Annotated in this window: 17 protein-coding genes; 10 read left to right on the forward strand and 7 right to left on the reverse strand. The window is 70.4% G+C overall.

Translation table 11 applies throughout. From position 1 onward, the window contains the following. Window positions 1-34: 34 nt before the first annotated feature. Window positions 35-1,918 (reverse strand): alpha/beta hydrolase-fold protein, encoded by a 1,884-nt coding sequence (locus ACLJOK_RS06315; protein WP_410816766.1) that lies wholly within the window; start codon window positions 1,916-1,918, stop codon window positions 35-37. A 224-nt stretch (window positions 1,919-2,142) separates the two neighbouring features. Between ACLJOK_RS06315 and ACLJOK_RS06320 the strand changes: the two genes are divergently transcribed. After that, window positions 2,143-2,535 (forward strand): YybH family protein, encoded by a 393-nt coding sequence (locus tag ACLJOK_RS06320; protein WP_410816767.1) that lies wholly within the window; start codon window positions 2,143-2,145, stop codon window positions 2,533-2,535. A gap of 55 nt (window positions 2,536-2,590) precedes the next feature. Continuing rightward, window positions 2,591-2,923, forward strand: a complete 333-nt coding sequence (locus tag ACLJOK_RS06325; RefSeq protein WP_410816768.1) for a carboxymuconolactone decarboxylase family protein — start codon at window positions 2,591-2,593, stop codon at window positions 2,921-2,923. Window positions 2,924-3,007: 84 nt separating this feature from the next. Here ACLJOK_RS06325 and ACLJOK_RS06330 read toward each other — a convergent pair whose 3' ends face one another. Together ACLJOK_RS06330 and ACLJOK_RS06335 are read right to left on the reverse strand one after the other, a co-directional pair. Then, on the reverse strand, window positions 3,008-4,573 hold the full coding sequence (locus ACLJOK_RS06330; protein WP_410816769.1) for an alpha/beta hydrolase: 1,566 nt from the start codon (window positions 4,571-4,573) through the stop codon (window positions 3,008-3,010). 69 nt (window positions 4,574-4,642) lie between these two features. Further along, complete coding sequence (locus ACLJOK_RS06335) at window positions 4,643-7,471, reverse strand: AfsR/SARP family transcriptional regulator (protein WP_410816770.1); 2,829 nt, start codon at window positions 7,469-7,471, stop codon at window positions 4,643-4,645. Between the two features lie 184 nt (window positions 7,472-7,655). On the opposite strand from ACLJOK_RS06335, the gene wrbA reads away from it, so the two are divergent. Then, window positions 7,656-8,264 (forward strand): NAD(P)H:quinone oxidoreductase, encoded by a 609-nt coding sequence (gene wrbA, locus ACLJOK_RS06340; RefSeq protein ID WP_238680773.1) that lies wholly within the window; start codon window positions 7,656-7,658, stop codon window positions 8,262-8,264. 91 nt (window positions 8,265-8,355) lie between these two features. Here wrbA and ACLJOK_RS06345 read toward each other — a convergent pair whose 3' ends face one another. Further along, entirely contained in the window at window positions 8,356-8,958 is a 603-nt protein-coding gene (locus ACLJOK_RS06345) for a class I SAM-dependent DNA methyltransferase (RefSeq protein WP_410816772.1), read from the reverse strand. Window positions 8,959-9,011: 53 nt separating this feature from the next. On the opposite strand from ACLJOK_RS06345, the gene ACLJOK_RS06350 reads away from it, so the two are divergent. The 5 genes from ACLJOK_RS06350 (at window position 9,012) to ACLJOK_RS06370 (ending at window position 13,380) form a co-directional block, all read left to right on the forward strand. Continuing rightward, window positions 9,012-9,794: a hypothetical protein gene (locus ACLJOK_RS06350; protein ID WP_410816774.1), complete on the forward strand. Its 783-nt coding sequence runs from the start codon at window positions 9,012-9,014 to the stop codon at window positions 9,792-9,794. A 76-nt stretch (window positions 9,795-9,870) separates the two neighbouring features. Next, window positions 9,871-10,707 carry an alpha/beta fold hydrolase gene (locus ACLJOK_RS06355; protein ID WP_410816776.1) on the forward strand — a complete coding sequence of 279 codons (837 nt, stop codon included), beginning with the start codon at window positions 9,871-9,873 and terminating at the stop codon, window positions 10,705-10,707. Further along, window positions 10,700-11,290: a TetR/AcrR family transcriptional regulator gene (locus ACLJOK_RS06360; protein WP_410816778.1), complete on the forward strand. Its 591-nt coding sequence runs from the start codon at window positions 10,700-10,702 to the stop codon at window positions 11,288-11,290. Before ACLJOK_RS06355 ends, ACLJOK_RS06360 begins: the two co-directional genes overlap by 8 nt. Window positions 11,291-11,387: 97 nt before the next feature. Next, on the forward strand, window positions 11,388-12,275 hold the full coding sequence (locus ACLJOK_RS06365) for a helix-turn-helix transcriptional regulator (RefSeq protein ID WP_410816780.1): 888 nt from the start codon (window positions 11,388-11,390) through the stop codon (window positions 12,273-12,275). A gap of 157 nt (window positions 12,276-12,432) precedes the next feature. Next, window positions 12,433-13,380, forward strand: a complete 948-nt coding sequence (locus ACLJOK_RS06370; protein ID WP_410816782.1) for a hypothetical protein — start codon at window positions 12,433-12,435, stop codon at window positions 13,378-13,380. Between the two features lie 137 nt (window positions 13,381-13,517). On the opposite strand, the gene ACLJOK_RS06375 is transcribed toward ACLJOK_RS06370, so the two are convergent. Together ACLJOK_RS06375 and ACLJOK_RS06380 are read right to left on the reverse strand one after the other, a co-directional pair. Continuing rightward, window positions 13,518-13,919: a hypothetical protein gene (locus ACLJOK_RS06375; RefSeq protein ID WP_410816784.1), complete on the reverse strand. Its 402-nt coding sequence runs from the start codon at window positions 13,917-13,919 to the stop codon at window positions 13,518-13,520. Continuing rightward, window positions 13,916-14,344, reverse strand: coding sequence for a hypothetical protein (locus ACLJOK_RS06380; protein WP_410816786.1), 429 nt, complete (start codon window positions 14,342-14,344; stop codon window positions 13,916-13,918). The genes ACLJOK_RS06375 and ACLJOK_RS06380 overlap by 4 nt, the downstream gene beginning before the upstream one ends. A gap of 80 nt (window positions 14,345-14,424) precedes the next feature. Between ACLJOK_RS06380 and ACLJOK_RS06385 the strand changes: the two genes are divergently transcribed. Together ACLJOK_RS06385 and ACLJOK_RS06390 are read left to right on the forward strand one after the other, a co-directional pair. Further along, window positions 14,425-15,042 carry a TetR/AcrR family transcriptional regulator gene (locus tag ACLJOK_RS06385; RefSeq protein ID WP_410816788.1) on the forward strand — a complete coding sequence of 206 codons (618 nt, stop codon included), beginning with the start codon at window positions 14,425-14,427 and terminating at the stop codon, window positions 15,040-15,042. A 34-nt stretch (window positions 15,043-15,076) separates the two neighbouring features. Continuing rightward, complete coding sequence (locus ACLJOK_RS06390) at window positions 15,077-15,391, forward strand: chorismate mutase (protein WP_410816790.1); 315 nt, start codon at window positions 15,077-15,079, stop codon at window positions 15,389-15,391. Window positions 15,392-15,410: 19 nt separating this feature from the next. Here the strand turns inward: ACLJOK_RS06390 and ACLJOK_RS06395 are convergent, their stop codons facing one another. Further along, window positions 15,411-16,202: an IclR family transcriptional regulator gene (locus ACLJOK_RS06395; RefSeq protein ID WP_410816792.1), complete on the reverse strand. Its 792-nt coding sequence runs from the start codon at window positions 16,200-16,202 to the stop codon at window positions 15,411-15,413. Window positions 16,203-16,297: the final 95 nt, after the last annotated feature.

Genomic DNA, 16,297 nt, shown 5'->3' on the forward strand with positions numbered 1-16,297 from the left:
GACAAGAGGTCGTCGGCCCACCCCTGCCTGTTGGCTAGCGAACCCGCAGCTGCTGGTGGACCGCTGCGGTGGGGGCGTGGGCCGGGTCACCCGAGTAGGCGACGTGCACCGGGTACATCCCGGCGGGCAGCCCGTCGGTCGGCAGTTCGACGACGGCCGCGCCACCACGTAGCGGAATCACTTGGGTGGTGCCGCCGAAGGTGACGGCGACCTCGCCGGTCACCTTCGGAGCCTTGCGGTGCGGAGACTGAGCCCGTACGTCGACGGTCAGCGTGAACGTGCCACCGCTGACGACCGAGGCCGGCGCGGCCTTCGCCTTCACCGCGACCCGGGCCGGGCCCGCCGGCGTCAGGGTGACCCGGGCCGAGCGTGACTTGGCCGGATCGACCACCGACGTCGCCACGACGGTGAGCGACGACGCGGTCTCCGCGGCGGCGACCGAGAGCAGACCCTCCGCGGAGATGGTGGTGCCGGTGGAGGTCGCTCCCTGGACCGACCACGTCACCGCCGGGCTCACACCCTCGTTGGTCGTCACCCGGGCGGTGAACTGCCTGGCCCAGTTCCACCCCTTCGTCAGGTTCACCGTCGCGGGCGTCACCGACACGGAGTCGACCCCCGACCACAGGTGGTCCCGGGCGAAGATCGTGAACAGTTGGCCCGCCGTCATTCCGTCGTGCGCGCCGGGGACCTGGGTCGTCGCGGCGGCGTATCCCCGGGCCCGGAAGTTGTCCGCGATGGCGTTCTGGGCGTTGAGGTTGCCCTCGAAGATGCCATTGCCGAGGAAGACGGAGAGGTCGTCGTCCCCGACCGCGTTCGCGATGGTGTCGTAGTCCTGGGTGGTGAGCGACGGGTTGCCGGAGAAGTGTCCGTAGAACGCGAAGGTGGTCGGGTAGTTCTTGATGACGACGCCGCCGGTCATCCCGCCGTACGAGAACCCGGCGTAGGCGCGTCCTGAGCGCTCGGTCGAGACGTTGTAGCTGCCCTCGATGAGGGGCAGGATCGTCCGGACCAGGTTGTTGGCGGCGTTGGTCTGGTTGTAGGACCCGAAGCCGAGGCTGGTGCCCGTGAAGTGGTTGCCCATTGTGACGACCACCGTCGGCTCGATCTCACCCCTGGCCGTCATGTTGTCCAGGATGTTCGGGACGTTCGCGGGGACCATGAAGTCGGTCTCGTCGCCGAAGATGCCGTGGGCGAGGTACGCGACCTTGTACGGCTGCGCCCGGTTGGCGTCGTAGTTGGCAGGCAGGTAGACGCCGAGGTAGTGGCCGCTGTCGCCCAGGATCGTCGTGTACGGGACGTACCGGACGGTGCCTCGCTTCGCGCGGTCGGCCACCGGCAACTCGTAGTCCGCACGCGCCTTCAGCACCGGGTCGTTCTGCTTCTTGGCGTACGGCACGTGCACGGCATCGAGCACGTCGTTGTTCCGGACCCGAAACGAGGACTCGCCCGGCGGCCGAGGGTTCGTCGAGGCGGGATCCCAGATGCGCTTGTTCTCCCAGCCCTGGGTCGGGTCCCAGACCCGGTACCAGTAGCTGAGACCGCCGCCGTGCAGCGGGACCGCGACCGACCAGTTCCCCTTCGGGTCCCTGGTCATGTCCCGGAGGAACTCGGTGCCGCCCGCGTGGTAGCGCCCCGGTTGCCACTCTTCCGGCTGGTAGCGGGTGGTGCCGGTGTTGACGTCGAGCAGGGTCAGGTCCCCGGCGAGGCGGACCTGGGTGGCGTGGGGATTGCGGTAGACGAACGTGACTGTGTAGCCGGTCGGTGAGTTGCGGTCTGCCTTGACCGTCGCACCCGGTACGGGCGCGGGTCTGCCGGCGGCGGCAGCCGGCGCGGGGGCGACGGCCCCCGCGCCGAGTGCCGTGAACGCGAGAATCGAGATCGCAAGCCGGAGCCTGCGTCTTCCGGTCGTTTCCCTCATACGCGAAGACTCCTCTGTGGTCGCTCGTCGCGGTCTGGTCCGGGCACTGGCAGTCGAGGGCTTCGATGTTCGCTAAATCGAATTAGCATCGGGAGTGTGGCTGGCTACACCTTTCGATGTCAAGGGTGTCCGGAGCCGAGGCCGGCCAGTGCCTCTATGGGTGCGCTGCCCGCAGCCCGCGGGTTTTCCCAGCTGGCAGCCACTCGGATGGCAAGGTGATGGCCATGGACAGGAAGCACGTCGAGGATTGGCTGGCCACCTACGAGCGGCTCTGGCGGACCCCGGGCACTGACGCGCTGGTCATGCTCTTCACCGAGGACGCGAGCTATCAGCAGGGGCCGTACTGGAAGCCGGTCGTCGGCCTGCCGGCCATCGCCCGGATGTGGGAGAAGCAGCGCAAGGGCCCCGACGAGGTGTTCCAGCTGACCACGGAGATCGTCGCGGTCGAAAATGACACCGCCGTGTCGCGCCAGGAGGTCCGCTACGGCGACCCGGTCGACCAGGAGTACCGCGACCTGTGGGTCATGCGGTTCGCTGACGACGGACGGTGCCGGTCATTCGAGGAGTGGCCGTTCTGGCCGGGCCAGCAGCCGGCCGACTCCCCGGACGGGTCGTGACCCGAGGAACCCGCCGACGAGACCGCTGCTCCGGATAACCCGCCGAGGAGAACCCATGGCCGAGAAGAAGGAACCATCCAACGCGCAGAAGATGTTCGGCGACTTCGCGCCCACTCTCGTCGACTACACCGACAACGTGTTGTTCGGGCAGGTCTGGGAGCGCGCCGAGCTGACGAAGCGGGACCGAAGCCTCGTCACCGTCGCGGCCCTGACGGGCAGCGGCAACACCGAACAGCTCGCGTTCCACCTCGCCTTCGCCAAGCGCAACGGTCTCACCGAGGCCGAACTGATCGAGGCGATCACCCACCTGGCCTTCTACACCGGCTGGCCCAGGGCGGTGTCCGCGATGACCGTGGCCAAGCAAGTCTTCGCCAATAAGGACGACTGACCCGCCGGTGCACTGCCGAGCGGGCGGTGACGCCCCAGCACTACCTACCGTGAGCTGGGGCGTCACCGTGACGACGTCGACCCGTCAGGCCGGGGCCGCCGGGCAGCTCGCGCCGACCGGCGGTGTGGTTCTGGTGATCAGGTACCGCTCCACGTGACGACGGGTGCACTCGGTCCGTGGGTAGCTGGCGTGGCCCGACCCCTCGTAGGTGAGGAGGTGGCCCCGGCTGCCGAGCTGGCGCACCACCCGCTGGGCCCCGTCGTACGGGGTGGCCGGGTCGTACCGTCCGTTGAGCACCAGCAGCGGCGCGCTCGTTCGGACCTGCAGTCGATGTTGTGGGTTGTTCGCCGTCCAGCCCAGGCAGATAGCGGTGAAGCGGACGGCCAACGGGGAGGCCCGCAGGTGCGGTGCGGCGGCGCGGGACAGGTCGAGATACCGGTTCCACTCGGCGAACCCGTCGACCGGCAGCGACCAGTCCTGGCAGAACGCCGGTAGCGCGTACTCGGTCAGGTCCTCGTCACCGTCGACCGACACCGTCGGAGACGCGAGCGGGGCGGCTTCGCCTCGCTCCAACGCGAGAAGCATGGTCGCGAGGTCGGCCCAGGTCGCGTCGAAGAAGTTGACGACTGTCGCGAACCCGAGATCGAACCAGGTCAGCGTCGTGCCGGTGGCCGGGTCGACGAGCGTGCCGGCGTCGGCTCGGCGCATCAGTCGGTCGTAGAGCGCCGGCACGTCGCGTCCGTGCAGCGCGCAGCCAGGGCTTCGCTCGCACCAGGTCACGAACTCGTGGAACAGGGCCTCGTTAGCGGCCGCCCCGCTGCGGAAGTATTCCCTGACCCCCTGGCTGTGGTCCATCACGCTGTCCATGACCAGTGCGCGGACGCGGTCGGGGAACAGTTCGGCGTAGGACTGCCCGATCAGCGTGCCGTAGGACCACTGGTAGAAGGTCAGCTGTCGCTCACCGAGTGCCGCCCGGATGGCGTCCGTGTCGCGCGCGACGCTGGCACTGTCGATGTGGTCGAACAAGGGGCCGCTGTGAGCGCGGCAGTCGTCGCGCAACTGGCGGTTGTAGGTGCGGAGTCGCGCAAACTCTGCCGCATTGGCGGGAGTCAGGGAGGGCTGCTGGGCCAGCAGCGCCGAGGAGCAGCGCACCGGTGCGCTACGGACAGTGCCCCGGGGATCGAAGCCGATGATGTCGAAGCGGCGCAGCACGTCCGGCCCGAGCTGGCTGTCGGCCGTCAGCGCCACGTCCACCCCGGACAGGCCGGGGCCGCCGGGGTTGAAGACCAGGACACCGATGCGGGCGGCCGGGTCGGTGGCGGTGCGGCGGGCCAGCGCCAGTGGGAAGGTCTCCCCTCCCGGTCGGGCCCAGTCGACCGGGAGGCGCAGGGTGCCGCACCGCGTGCCCGGGTCGTCGGGCCGCTCCGGGCACGCCTGCCAGTCGATCCGACCGTTCCAACCGCCGGTGGCGTCCGCGGTGACCGACCCGGTTCCGTTGGCCGTCGGCGTGGTTCCCGCGAGCGACGGTGGGGCGTTGAGCGACAGGGCGACGAGGACCGCGACGGCGGCCGAGAGGCTGCCGAGGAGCCGCCGACGTCGAGGGTCAACCCTGCGGGGATGCCGGAAGGTGGTTCTCTTCGTGGTCAACATTCGTCCAGCCTGCCGACGCCCGGTCCACGTCGGATCCATGCCGGTCCGGGGACGGCCGGCGCAGGGAGGTCATTGGTACGCGGCCAGCCGCTCGGACAGCACCGCAGCCTGTGGATGACCGACCCGGTCGAGGATCGCCAACGCCTGACGCCACAGGTCGAGCGAGGTGTCGTGGTCGCCCACCGCCTGATGGGTGTCGCCGAGGCGGACGAGCGTGTCCGCCCTCCCGCACGGATCCTGGACGTCGGAATAGAACGTGAGCGCGCGCCGGTAGCAGTCCGCCGCGGTGGGGTGTTTCCCGAGGCCGTGATAGGCGAATCCGAGACTGTCCCAGGTGTGGGCCGCGCCGAGCCGGTCCTCGGCCTTCTCGTAGAGCGCGAGCGCCCGCTCGCAGTAGGTGATGGCCTGGGCGTGCTCGTCCAGCTGGGCGTGGATCCAGCCGAGAGCGTTGAGCGCCGCCGCCTCGCCGAGCCGGTCGTCGGTGCTGCTGGCCAGCGCCAGCGCCTGCCTGGCGTGCGGCAGTGCCGCCCCGGCTTCGCCCTGGATGTCGGCCAGCCAGGCGAGGTGCAGGTGGGTGCTGGCCTGCCCCGGGCGGTCGCCGGCCTGGTCGTACCGGGCCATCGCGCGCCGGAGGTGATGGTGAGCCGCACTGAACCGGCGGTGCTGGATGTGGGCCAGCGCGAGGTCCCGGTGGGCCAGCGCCTCGGCCCGCGGATCACCGCGGCGCTGCGCGACAGTGACCGCGATGGCCTGCACGGTGGCCAGGTCGTGCCACTGCGAGAGCCGGCTGAGCAGAGGAGTGAGGGCCTGGGCGAGCTGCCCGGCGTGGGCGTCGAAGTTGTGCGCCACCGCGTCGTCGACGGCGGCCAGCAGCACCCGCTGTTCGATGGTGAACCAGGCCAGCGCGGCCCGGTGATCGGCGAACGCCGACGGTGACGCGCCGGCGGGCAGGGGAGGCGGATCGAGCGGCTGCCAACCAGCGTCGACCAGCCTCGCCGCGTCCCGAGCGACACACAGGTAGTGGTCGAGCACGCGCCCGCGGACGGCGCTACGGTCGGCCGGAGGGTCGAGCGCGTACGTCAGCTCCTCCCCGTAGGCGCGGAGCAGATCGTGACAGCGGAAGCGGTTGGGGGACGACTCGGCCAGCAGGTTCGCCCGGGTCAACTCGTCGAGCGCCGGCCGGATCAGGTGCGGCGGCGCCCCGGCGAGGCTGGCCGCCGCCGCCGCGCTGACGTCCGGAGCGGGGTGCAGGCTGATCTGCCGGAACAGTCGGGCCGCGTCCGCGCTGAGCAGTCGGTACGACCAGGAGAGCACGGTCCGCACGTCGGTGGCGGCATCGTCGGTGGCCAGGGCGGCGAGCCCGCCCCGGCTCGCCGCCAGGTCGTCGGCGATGGCCTGGAGCGGGAACGTGGGTCGGGCTGCGGCTCGTGCGGCCACGATGGACAGGGCCAGCGGCAACCGCGCGGTACGTCTGATCAGCTCGTCCACCGCTGCCGGGTGGGCGGCGGCCCGCTGCGCACCCAGTCGGCGGACGAGCAGTTGGCGCGCTTCGTCGTCGGTGGGCAGGTCCAGCGCGAGGGGATGGGCGCCATCGGCGGCGACCAGGCCGGGCAATGTGTGGCGACTCGTCACCAGCACGCCGCAGCGGGTCGACCCCGGAAGCAGCGGCCGCACCTGTTCCGCGTCGCGGGCGTTGTCGAGCAGTACGAGCAGCCGCCGATTCGCGGTCAGGCTGCGGTACAGGGCGAACTGGGCCGCCGGCTCGGCGGGGATGTCCAGGGGTTTCACACCCAGGGCGGGCAGAAGCGAGCGTACGACGACGGCCGAGGGTGACGCCTCCTGCGTCGCGGTGCCGAATCCACCCAGGTCGACGTGGAGCTGCCCGTCGGGGAAGTGACGCAGGTTGTCGTGCGACCAGCGCAGCGCCAGCCAACTCTTCCCGACGCCGCCCGTACCGGTGATGACGACGGTGCCGGCCGAGCCGGGGTCAGCGAGCAGCAGCGTGGTGAGCCGGGCCAGCTCCCCGGCCCGGCCGGTGAACAGACTCGGTGGGGCCGGTAGCTGTCGGGGGACCACCGGCGGCGGGCATCTTTCCGGTGGCCGTGAATCGGATGTCAACAGCTCCCGCTCCGCCCGCAGGATGCGGGTGTGCAGGTGTTGGAGATCGGGACCGGGCTCGACTCCCACCTCCTCGGCGAGGAGCTGGCGGAGCTGCCGGTACGTCGCCAGCGCGTCGGCGCGCCGGCCGGTCCGCGCCAGGGCCACCATCAGTTGCCCCCAGGGGCGCTCGCGCAGCGGATCGTCGTCGACCTGGCTCCGCAGCGGTTCGATCAGCTCGTGATGCCGTCCGGCGCGCAGTTGGAGGTCCGCGACCTCTTCCACCAGGCTTGACCGCTGCTCCTGGAGCCGCGCTCGGACGGAGAGCAACACACCCCAGGCGGGGAGGCCCGCGAACGGCTCCCCACGCCAGAGTGCGAGCGCGGCCTCGAACGACTCCTGGGCGGCTGACCAGTGACCCTGCCGCAGCGCGGAATATCCGCGCTGGGCCAGATCGTCGAAGGCCACGCTGTCCACCGTCGGCCCGTCGAGGGCGAGGCGGTAGCCGGTGGGCCCGGCGAGGATGGCGGGGTCGGGGAAGCCCGGGGAGCGTAGTGCCCGGCGCAGCGCCCAGACGTAGGTCTTCACGTTGCCGGCTGCGGTCTTCGGTGGGCGCCCCTGCCACAGCTCGTCGACGAGTTGGTCGATGGACCAGCCGGTGCCCGGCTGTGCCATCAGCACGGCCAGGAGGCGCACCTGCATCGGCGTGCCGAGGGCCAGCCGTTCCCCGCAGGCCGACCGCACCTCGACCGGCCCGAGTAGTTGGTACCGCGTCGCCGGCGGCGCCCCAGCGGGGTCCATCGCCTCATCGTAGGGGCCCGAACCATTCCGCCTCATCGGCTGGACGGCCGCAGCCCGCGCCCGTCTGCTGGTGTGCTCCGTCACGCCGGTGGGCATGGTCAGGACGTTGGGGTGCCGCGAGGTGGCTGCTACAGTCGAGATTGTTGCGGCCGCAAATTTATCAGCGGCAAATACTTTGGGAAGGATGCCTCCGATGACCAAGCTCTCCGTCATCTACTACTCGTCCACCGGTACCCTCCACGCCATGGCCAAGCGCCTCGCCGAGGCCGGCGAGAAGGCGGGCGCCGAGGTGCGGCTGCGTCAGGTTCCGGAGCTCGCCCCGGCGGAGGCCATCGCCTCCAACGCCGCCTGGAGCCAGCACTTCGACGCCACGAAGGACGAGCCGAAGGCGACCGCCGACGACGTCGTCTGGGCGGACGCGGTGCTGTTCGGCACGCCCACCCGTTACGGCAACGTCGCCAGCCAGCTCAAGCAGTTCATCGACACCCTCGGCCCGCAGTGGGCGCAGGGGCTGCTCGCCGACAAGGTGTACGCCGGCTTCACCGCATCCATGACCGCGCACGGCGGCCAGGAGTCGACCCTTCTCGCGCTCTACAACACCGTCCACCACTTCGGCGGCCTGGTCGTCGCCCCGGGTTACACCGACCCGCTGAAGTTCGCCGACGGCAACCCGTACGGCGTCTCGCACGTCACCGGCGGAAGCAACGACGCCCCGCTGGGCGACGCCCAGTTCGCCGCCCTCGACCACATGGCCGAGCGGGTCGTCAAGATCGCCGGGAAGCTCAGCGCCTGAGCGCTGCCGCCGTACCGGACGCCCGCGTCGACGCGGGTGCTCAGTTGGGCGAGGGCCGGCCTCCCACGATGGGAGGCCGGCCCTCGGCGCCTCACACGGCGATCGCCGCGATTGCGGCAAGCGGCCGATGCTCGTCCGTGCCGGGCCGCCGGAGGCGTTCGACCTCCCGGAAGCCGGCCCGGCCGAGTCGCTCGGAGATCTCGTCGACCGGCCAGCGGTAGGCGGTCAGGACCTTGTGGTCGAAGGCACCGACCTCCTCGGCGTCGAAGACGCCCAGGACCAACCGCCCGGCCGGGACCAACACTCGCCGGAACTCCTCGAGCATGCCGTCGAGTTCTGCCGGCGGAAGATGGATCAACGAGTACCAGGCCAGGATGCCGTCGATGGAGTCCTCGGCGACGTCGAGGCGTTCCATCGAACCGAGGTGGAACTCGACGTCCGGGTGAGACGCCCGCGCATGCGCGATGAACTCGGGGACCAGGTCGATCCCCATTGCGTCCACGCCCAGCTCGCGAAGGTAGCCGGTGAGGTGGCCAGGCCCGCACCCCAGATCGAGCACCCGGCCGGGCCGGCTGCCCAGGTGCCGTCTGATGAGGGCGAGGTCGTCGGTGTCCACCTGCTGGCTCGTGCCGAACAGCTCGATGTAGAGCTCCGCGACGGACGTGTAAGCCTGCCGTACCGTGTCCGTTTCCATCGTGGAACCATACGGGTCACCAGACCTTGCCGAGGCGGCCTACCGTGATGGCCATGACACGTCGAGCCACACTGGCCGGCATTTCTGCGGGCCTGCTCCTGCTGGGTTGCACGGTTGGCGCGCCGACGGAGAGCGAACCCAAACGTCGATCCGCCCCGGTGTCGGGCCCCAGCGCCGATGCCACCACGACGGCCGAGGCGATCGGTCTGCTGCGGGCGGGCACGGCGTTCGTCGATCAGACGAGTTTTCGCAGCGACGTCGACATCGCCAGTCAGGTCGCGGCGCTGTCGCACAGCGACAACGTCCACAAGCGCTCGATCGGCACCATTTCGACGCCGGGTGGGGGCATCGAGATCCGGATGATCGACGACGAGGTCTACATGAAGATCGGTCTACCCATGCGCGGTGTCGGCGACGGATGGATGGTCCTGGACCCGGCCCGGGTGCCGTCGGACTTCGCCCTGAGCTTCGCGCCGGGCAGGAACGACTTCGGCGGCTCCGGCCGCCTGATCGACGCGATCGTCACCGCACGAGCGAACGGGTCCCAGATCACCGGGACGATCGACGCGACCCGGATTGGCGCCGGCAACGGGATCAGCTTCCAACCCCCTCCGGGTGGCGCCCTTCCGGACGGCGCGCGCAGCCACGCGTTCCGGGCGACGCTGGACACCGAGGGTCGGCTGGTCAGCTTCCTGATCCCGGAGGCGAGCGGATTGCCGAACGCCTCCCTGCGCTACAGCGATTTCGGTATGACAGTCACTGTCGCTCGGCCGCCCGGGGCGGTCGCCGCCCCCGACGCCCTCTACCCCCAGCTCGGCCTGGGCGGAGGCAGGTAGCGGAGATCGACGTTTGCCAGCTCCGGCTAATGCGGTTAGCCTATAGCTAATTACGTTAGCTTCAGTTGGAGGCGTCATGATCGAAAACCTGGACATTGCCGGCAACACCATCGCCTACGAGGTCACCGGGCAGGGCCCACTGGTCGTCCTGGCGCACGGTATGGGCGACAGCCGGCACTCCTACCGATTCGTCGCCCCGGCCCTGGCCGCGGCCGGCTACCGGGTCGCCAACGTCGACATCCGTGGCTGCGGCGACTCCAGCCTCGGCTGGGACGGCTACAGCCGCACCGACATCGCGGGGGATCTCATCGCCGTCGTCCGCCACCTCGGCGGACCAGCCGTGATCATCGGCCAGTCGATCAGCGGCGGTGCCGCGACCATCGCGGCCGCCACCGCGCCCGAGCTGATCGTCGGCGCCATCGAACTGGCGCCGTTCACCCGCGCACAGTCCTTCGACCTTGGCGGGTTGGTGCGGGTGAAGCGCTTCCGGGCCGGCTACCTCCAACTGGCGCAGGTGCTCGCGCGGGGCAGCCTCGCGAGCTGGCGCAAGTACCTCGACGTGGCGATCCCCACCAAACCCGCCGACTGGCACAGCGAGCTGGCGCGCATCGAGGCCAAGATGAGTGAGCCAGGCCGGATGAAGACCCTCCAGGCCATGGCCAAGAGCAGCCCGGGCGACGCCGGTCGGCAGCTGCCCAACGTCACCTGCCCGGTCCTGGTGATCCAGGGCAGCGCCGACCCCGACTGGGCCGACCCGCGGGCCGAGGGCGAGCGAATCGTGGCCGACCTGCCGCGAGGGCTCGGCGAGTTGGCGGTCATCGAGGGCGCGGGCCACTACCCGCACGTCCAGACGCCCGACGAGGTCGTCGCCCTGGCCCTGCCCTTCCTCGCCCGGACGCTGACCAGTGCCTAAGGCCCGGCTCACCCCGGCATCGGTCACCGAAGCCGCAGCCGCGCTGGTCGACGAGGTCGGCTTCGACAACCTCAGCATGGGCCTGCTCGCCGAACGGCTCGGAATCAAGACCCCGTCGCTCTACAAGCACGTCACCAGCCAGGCCGAGCTGGCGCACCGGATCGCCGTCCTGGCCATGACCGAGGCCGGCGACGCCATCCGCGACGCCATTCAGGGCCGCTCCGGCAGCGATGCCCTCGCCGCGGGCGCGCAGGCGATGCGGGCGTACGTGCGGGAACACCCCGGCCGGTACGCGGCCGCCAACGCCACCCGCCCGACCGGCCCCGACGACCCGTTCATCCCGGCCAGCGAGCGGGTGCTCGCCTCCTGGGCGGCCATGCTGAGCGGGTACGACCTGGACCCCGGCCAGGAGATCCACGCCATGCGGACGCTGCGCAGCGTCCTGCACGGGTTCGCCACCCTGGAGGCGGCCGGTGGGTTCCAGATCGACGCGTCCGTCGACGAGAGCTTCACCTGGTTGGTCACGTTCATCGATCAGGGCCTTCGCGCCGGCGCCGCCAGCGGCGGCTACATCGCCCGCTGACACCGGGTCGCCTCGACCTGTACGGCTGCCTCGCCCCGCGCTGCCTACCCCTGGCAGGGAGTGGTTGAGGCCGGCAGGGCTCGCAATACTTCGAGTCATGAACGCGAGAGGACAGCTCGGCGATTTCCTCCAGGCCCGGCGCTCCCAGCTGCGGCCGGAGGACACCGGCGTGGCGACGTACGGTGAGCGGCGCCGGGTTCGAGGGCTACGCCGGGAGGAGTTGGCCCTGCTGGCCGGGGTGAGCGTTTCGTACTACTCCCGGTTGGAGCAGGGCCAGGCAGTGAACGCCTCACCCGAGGTGCTCGACGCGCTTGCCCGGGCACTGCGACTCGACGACGCGGAACGCCGCCATCTGGGCGAGCTGGCGGCCGGGACCCGCCGTCGGCCCGCCGTACGTCGCCCGGCCCCGGAGCGAGTGAGCCCGGCGGTACGCCAGCTCGTCGCGACGCTTGGTGACGTACCAGCGGTGGTGCTCGGTCGCCGCGCCGACGTGCTGGCCTGGAACACCGCCGGTCATGCCCTGTTCGCCGGCCACCTGAATCCGGAGATCCCGGAACGGCCGAACCAGCACCCGAACATGGCACGGCTGGTGTTCCTGGACGCGCACACCCGCGACCTGTACGCGGACTGGCCCACAAAGGCCCGCGCGGTGGTGGCGACGCTGCGGATGGTTTCCGGGCAGCACCCGGACGACCCGCTGATGGCCGCGCTGGTCGGTGAGTTGACGGTGCGGAGTCCGGAGTTCGCCGCCATGTGGGCCGACCACCGGGTGAAGGCCGGCGGCGACACCGTCTACCGGATGCGTCACCCGCTGGTCGGCGCGATGGACGTGACACAGCAGACCCTGCGTACCGAGGACGGCCAGAGCGTTGTCGTCGCCACCACCGAACCCGGCTCGGCATCTCACGCTGCGATGACGTTGCTCGTGCACGGCGCCGTCACCACCCGTTCCGGTGCTCCGCAGCCGCTCGTCAGGCGCGAATAGCGCCATCCCCATCGGCTCGACATCAGGTGCTCTGCCAGGAGCGCCGGACCCGTCGTGCCCTCTCCACGCCCAACAACAACACACTGAGTGAGGACAAGATATGCGCAAGAGAACGATGACAGTCGCAGTCGCTGTCGCAGCAGCGGGGATCGGCGTCGTGACGGTAGTACCGTCGAGCGCCGCCCCGGCCGCCACCGCACCGGCCCGCACCGTCGAGACGTCCCGATCGTCGGCCGCGCCGGTGCCGTCGCGGATCGCTGTCCACTTCGACCTGGCGAAGGGGCAGCTGCCGGAGAACGTCGCGCTCGGCGCGGACGGCACCGCCTACGTCACCTTCGCGGCCGCCCGACAGGTCGCCGCGGTCACTCCGTCCGGCGGAACGCGGATCCTGGCGACCCTGCCGGCCCCCGCCGATGGCGGCGTCAACACGCCGGTGCTCGCGTTCGCGCTGACCACCGGCATTGTCCGAATGGCTGACGGGACCATCTATTTCCTCTACGCGAGCGGCGATGCCGCCAGCACGGGGCTGTACCGACTGCGCCCCGGCCGGGCGCCGCACCGTATCGCGGCCCTGCCGGCCGACGGGCTCCCCAACGGCCTGGCGTTCGACGCGGGGACGAAGAGGTTCTACCTCACCGACTCGGTGCTCGGCACGATCTCGACAGTTCCCCTGGAAGGTGGTCGTGCCGACGTCTGGTCCTCGGCGCCAGAGCTCGCCGCAGCGGGGTTTCTCGGCGCCAACGGCATCAAGGTACGCGGGGATGCGATCTGGGCGACCAACCTCGACCACGGCACATTGCTGCGGATTCCGTTGCGGCACGGCCGACCCGGGCCGGTCCGGGTGGCGGCGACCGGCCTGGTCGGCATTGACGACTTCGCCTTCGTGGGCGCCGGTGACCAACAGGTCATCGCCACGCTGAACGGACCGAACACGGTGGTCAGCATCGACGCGGCCGGCCGTTCACGAACGCTGATGAGCGCGGCCGACGGGTTGCAGAACCCGACGTCGGTGGCCGTGCGCGGCCGTACCGTCTACGTGCTCAGCGCCGCGTACAGCACCGGGATCGACCCCAACCTGGCGCTGGCCACCCTGCCGCTTCGCTGACCCGTCACCCGCCAGGAGATCCCGACCGATCAGTGGGCCGGTTTCCTCGATACTGAGCGCTCGGATCGCCCGCCACCGTCCGATGACGGCGACGGGCGATCCGACGCTTCCGCCCGGGCGGGGGAGGAGCGGATCGGTCACGGCGCGGCCCGGAAGTACGGCCGCTCGCTCGACGATCCGTCGGCCCCGCTCGAACGCCGACGGCCGAGGTGGTAGGCAGCTGCCGCGGCCAGCGCGACCACGACGATCAGTGCGGCTGAGGCCGGGTGCATGTCTTTGGACAGGCTCGGGGCGCGGTCGGGCCCGATGGCCCAGAGGATCAGCGGGGTCGCGTAGGCGGTGGCGAGAGCGATGGTCCAGCGGCGTAGTCCGCGGAGGTGGGCGTGCCGCAGGCTGACGGTCAGCGCGAGAACGACCGGGACGATGGCCAGCATGGCGAACTGGCCGACGACCAGGACCGGGACGGCCCAGATCGAGATGATGACGGTCCGGTCGACGCGCCGCGAAGGCGAGGCTGAGGGCATGGTCGTCTGCGTCATCGGGTCGGGTTGGTGGTCGCCCGACGCCACGCCAGCCAGCCGCGGCACAGCACGTAGGCAGCCGCGACGACGGCGACGAGCCCGAAGTCGATGATGGCCGACACGCGTGCCTCGGGGACGTCTCCGATCAGCGCGCCGAACACGACGAGCGCGGCCTTGCCGACGAGCACGATCTCCCAGACGCCGGCCGCTTGACGGGGCCTGACCGCGAGCAGGGCGAAGAGCGCGGCGAAGATGCCGAAGCTGGAGACTCGCCAGCCTTCGATGAACAGACGGTCGTCGTTGGCGTTCAAGGTCATTAGGACGCCGTTGACGAACGCGACGCCGGTGGCGAGGGACGCCAGGGCCGCCAGCCCGCGGCCGACGAGGTCTGCGCGGTGGGTGGGGGAGGCGATGTCGATTCGGGGAGCAGTCGCGGCGGTCATAAGGGGCTCCATCTCTGAAAACGAATGTGAACTTACAGTCGTTAACTTACGCGCTCGCCTAACGTCTGTAAAGTCATGGCGTGACCACACCGAGAATGCGGGCCCGCAACAAGCGCGGCGAAGGAGCCCAGCTGCGCGACGAGATCGTCGACGCCGCGATGGCGCTCCTGGAGGACGGCACGCCGCAGAACGTGACCCTGCGGGGGATCGCCCGGCAGGCCGGCATCTCCGCGCCGTCGATCTATCCGCACTTTCCGGACCTGGACTCGATCCTGCTCGCGGTCGCGCAACGCGCGTTCGACATCCTGGAGCAGGAGCTGGGCGCACTGGATGACGCGGACCCGGTCGAGCGCCTGCGCGCGATCTGCGCGGCCTACCTGACCTTCGCCGAACGCCGGCCCCATCAGTACCGGGTGATGTTCGGTGCCGTCTGGGATGCCGGGCAGGCCCTTGAACGGGCCCCGGCCATGGCGGACGAGCTCGCCGTACTCGGCATGGGAGCCTTCGAGGTCTTCCGGCGTACGCTCGCCGACTGCGTCGCGGCGGGACGATCGACCAGCACGGACCCCTTCGGCGACGCGACGGCGCTCTGGGTCGGGCTGCACGGATTCGCCCAGCTCCAGGTGGCGGCGCCGTTGTTCCCCTGGCCACCGGGGCTGCGCGACTCCATCATCGACCGGATGGCGCTGCTGCGCTGAGCGATCGGGTCGCCGTCGTGCGACGATTTCCGGCGTGGCAGAGACTGCGGCGACGTTGACCGAGATCCGTGCTCGGATCGACGAGCTGGATCGGGAGTTGGTCGGGTTGCTCGCCCGGCGGGAGGCGCTGGTCCGGCTGGCCGCCCCGCTCAAGAGCGACGCTCAGGCGGTCCGTGCGCCGGACCGGGTGGCGCAGGTGGTGGCCCGGGTCCGCACGTTGGCCGGCGAGGCCGGTGCCGAGCCGGATCTGATCGAACGGATCTACCGGGGCATGATCCAGGCCTTCATCGACATGGAGACCGACGAGCACCACCGCGTCACCGGCGAGTCGGCGCCGACGAGGCAGTGATCGCCCGGGGCGGGCGCGGTCAGGTCGCGGAGCGGCTCTCACCGTCAGGGCTCGCCACGGAGGGCGGCGCGTAGCCGAGCTCGTACGAGATCTTGTTGGCGGTCTCCAGGAGCAGCGGAAGGTTGCTCTTGAGCTGGTCGAGGCTTGCGATGACCTCGATCGCCGTGATCGAGGCGGCGGCGATGACCTGCCCCCGCGAATCCCTGATCGGCGCGGCCACGCACATCACGTAGGCGTCGTGCTCGCCGTTGTCCATGGCCCAGCCGCAGTCGTGGATGCGGGCGAGTTCGGCTTCCAGGGCGTCGTGGTCGGTGAAGGTGGTGTCGGTGAATTTCTCGAAGACGACGTGGGAGAGAAGGCGGTCGCGTTCCTGCCGGGGGAGGTAGGCCAGGATCGTCTTGCCCACAGCGCTCGCGTAGATGGACACCGCGCGGCCGATCCGCGACGGCAGCTTGACGGCGTCGAACGCCGGGCTGTCCACCTTGTCGATATAGATGATCTCGTCGCCGGTCAGTTGCGCCAGGTGTACGGTGTGGCCGGTCTCGCGTTGCAGCGCACGTAGGTGTGCGGCCGCGGGCTGGCGGAGGTCCATCGAGCCGAGCGCGAGCTCGGACAACTCGATCAGGCCGCTGCCGAGGACGTAGGTGCCCGCGCCGGTCCGGCGGACGAAGCGCGCGGACTCCAGCGTCTGCAGGATGCGCAGGGCTGTGGACTTGTGGACGCCGAGCACGTCCGCAGCCTCCGTAAGGGACAGCGGGTGCTCCGCGGATCGACGGATGAGGTCGATCGCGCGGCGAATCGATTGCGCCAAGGCTGTTTCTCCCCTCGCGCGACGGGCAGCGCCGTCGCTGTCATTGCATATTATGCAATATAGATGACGCGATGCGCAATCGCCACTTGACACCG

Origin of the sequence: Micromonospora sp. 050-3 (assembly GCF_046549335.1) — a bacterium.
Taxonomy (GTDB): Bacteria; Actinomycetota; Actinomycetes; order Mycobacteriales; family Micromonosporaceae; genus Micromonospora; species Micromonospora trifolii.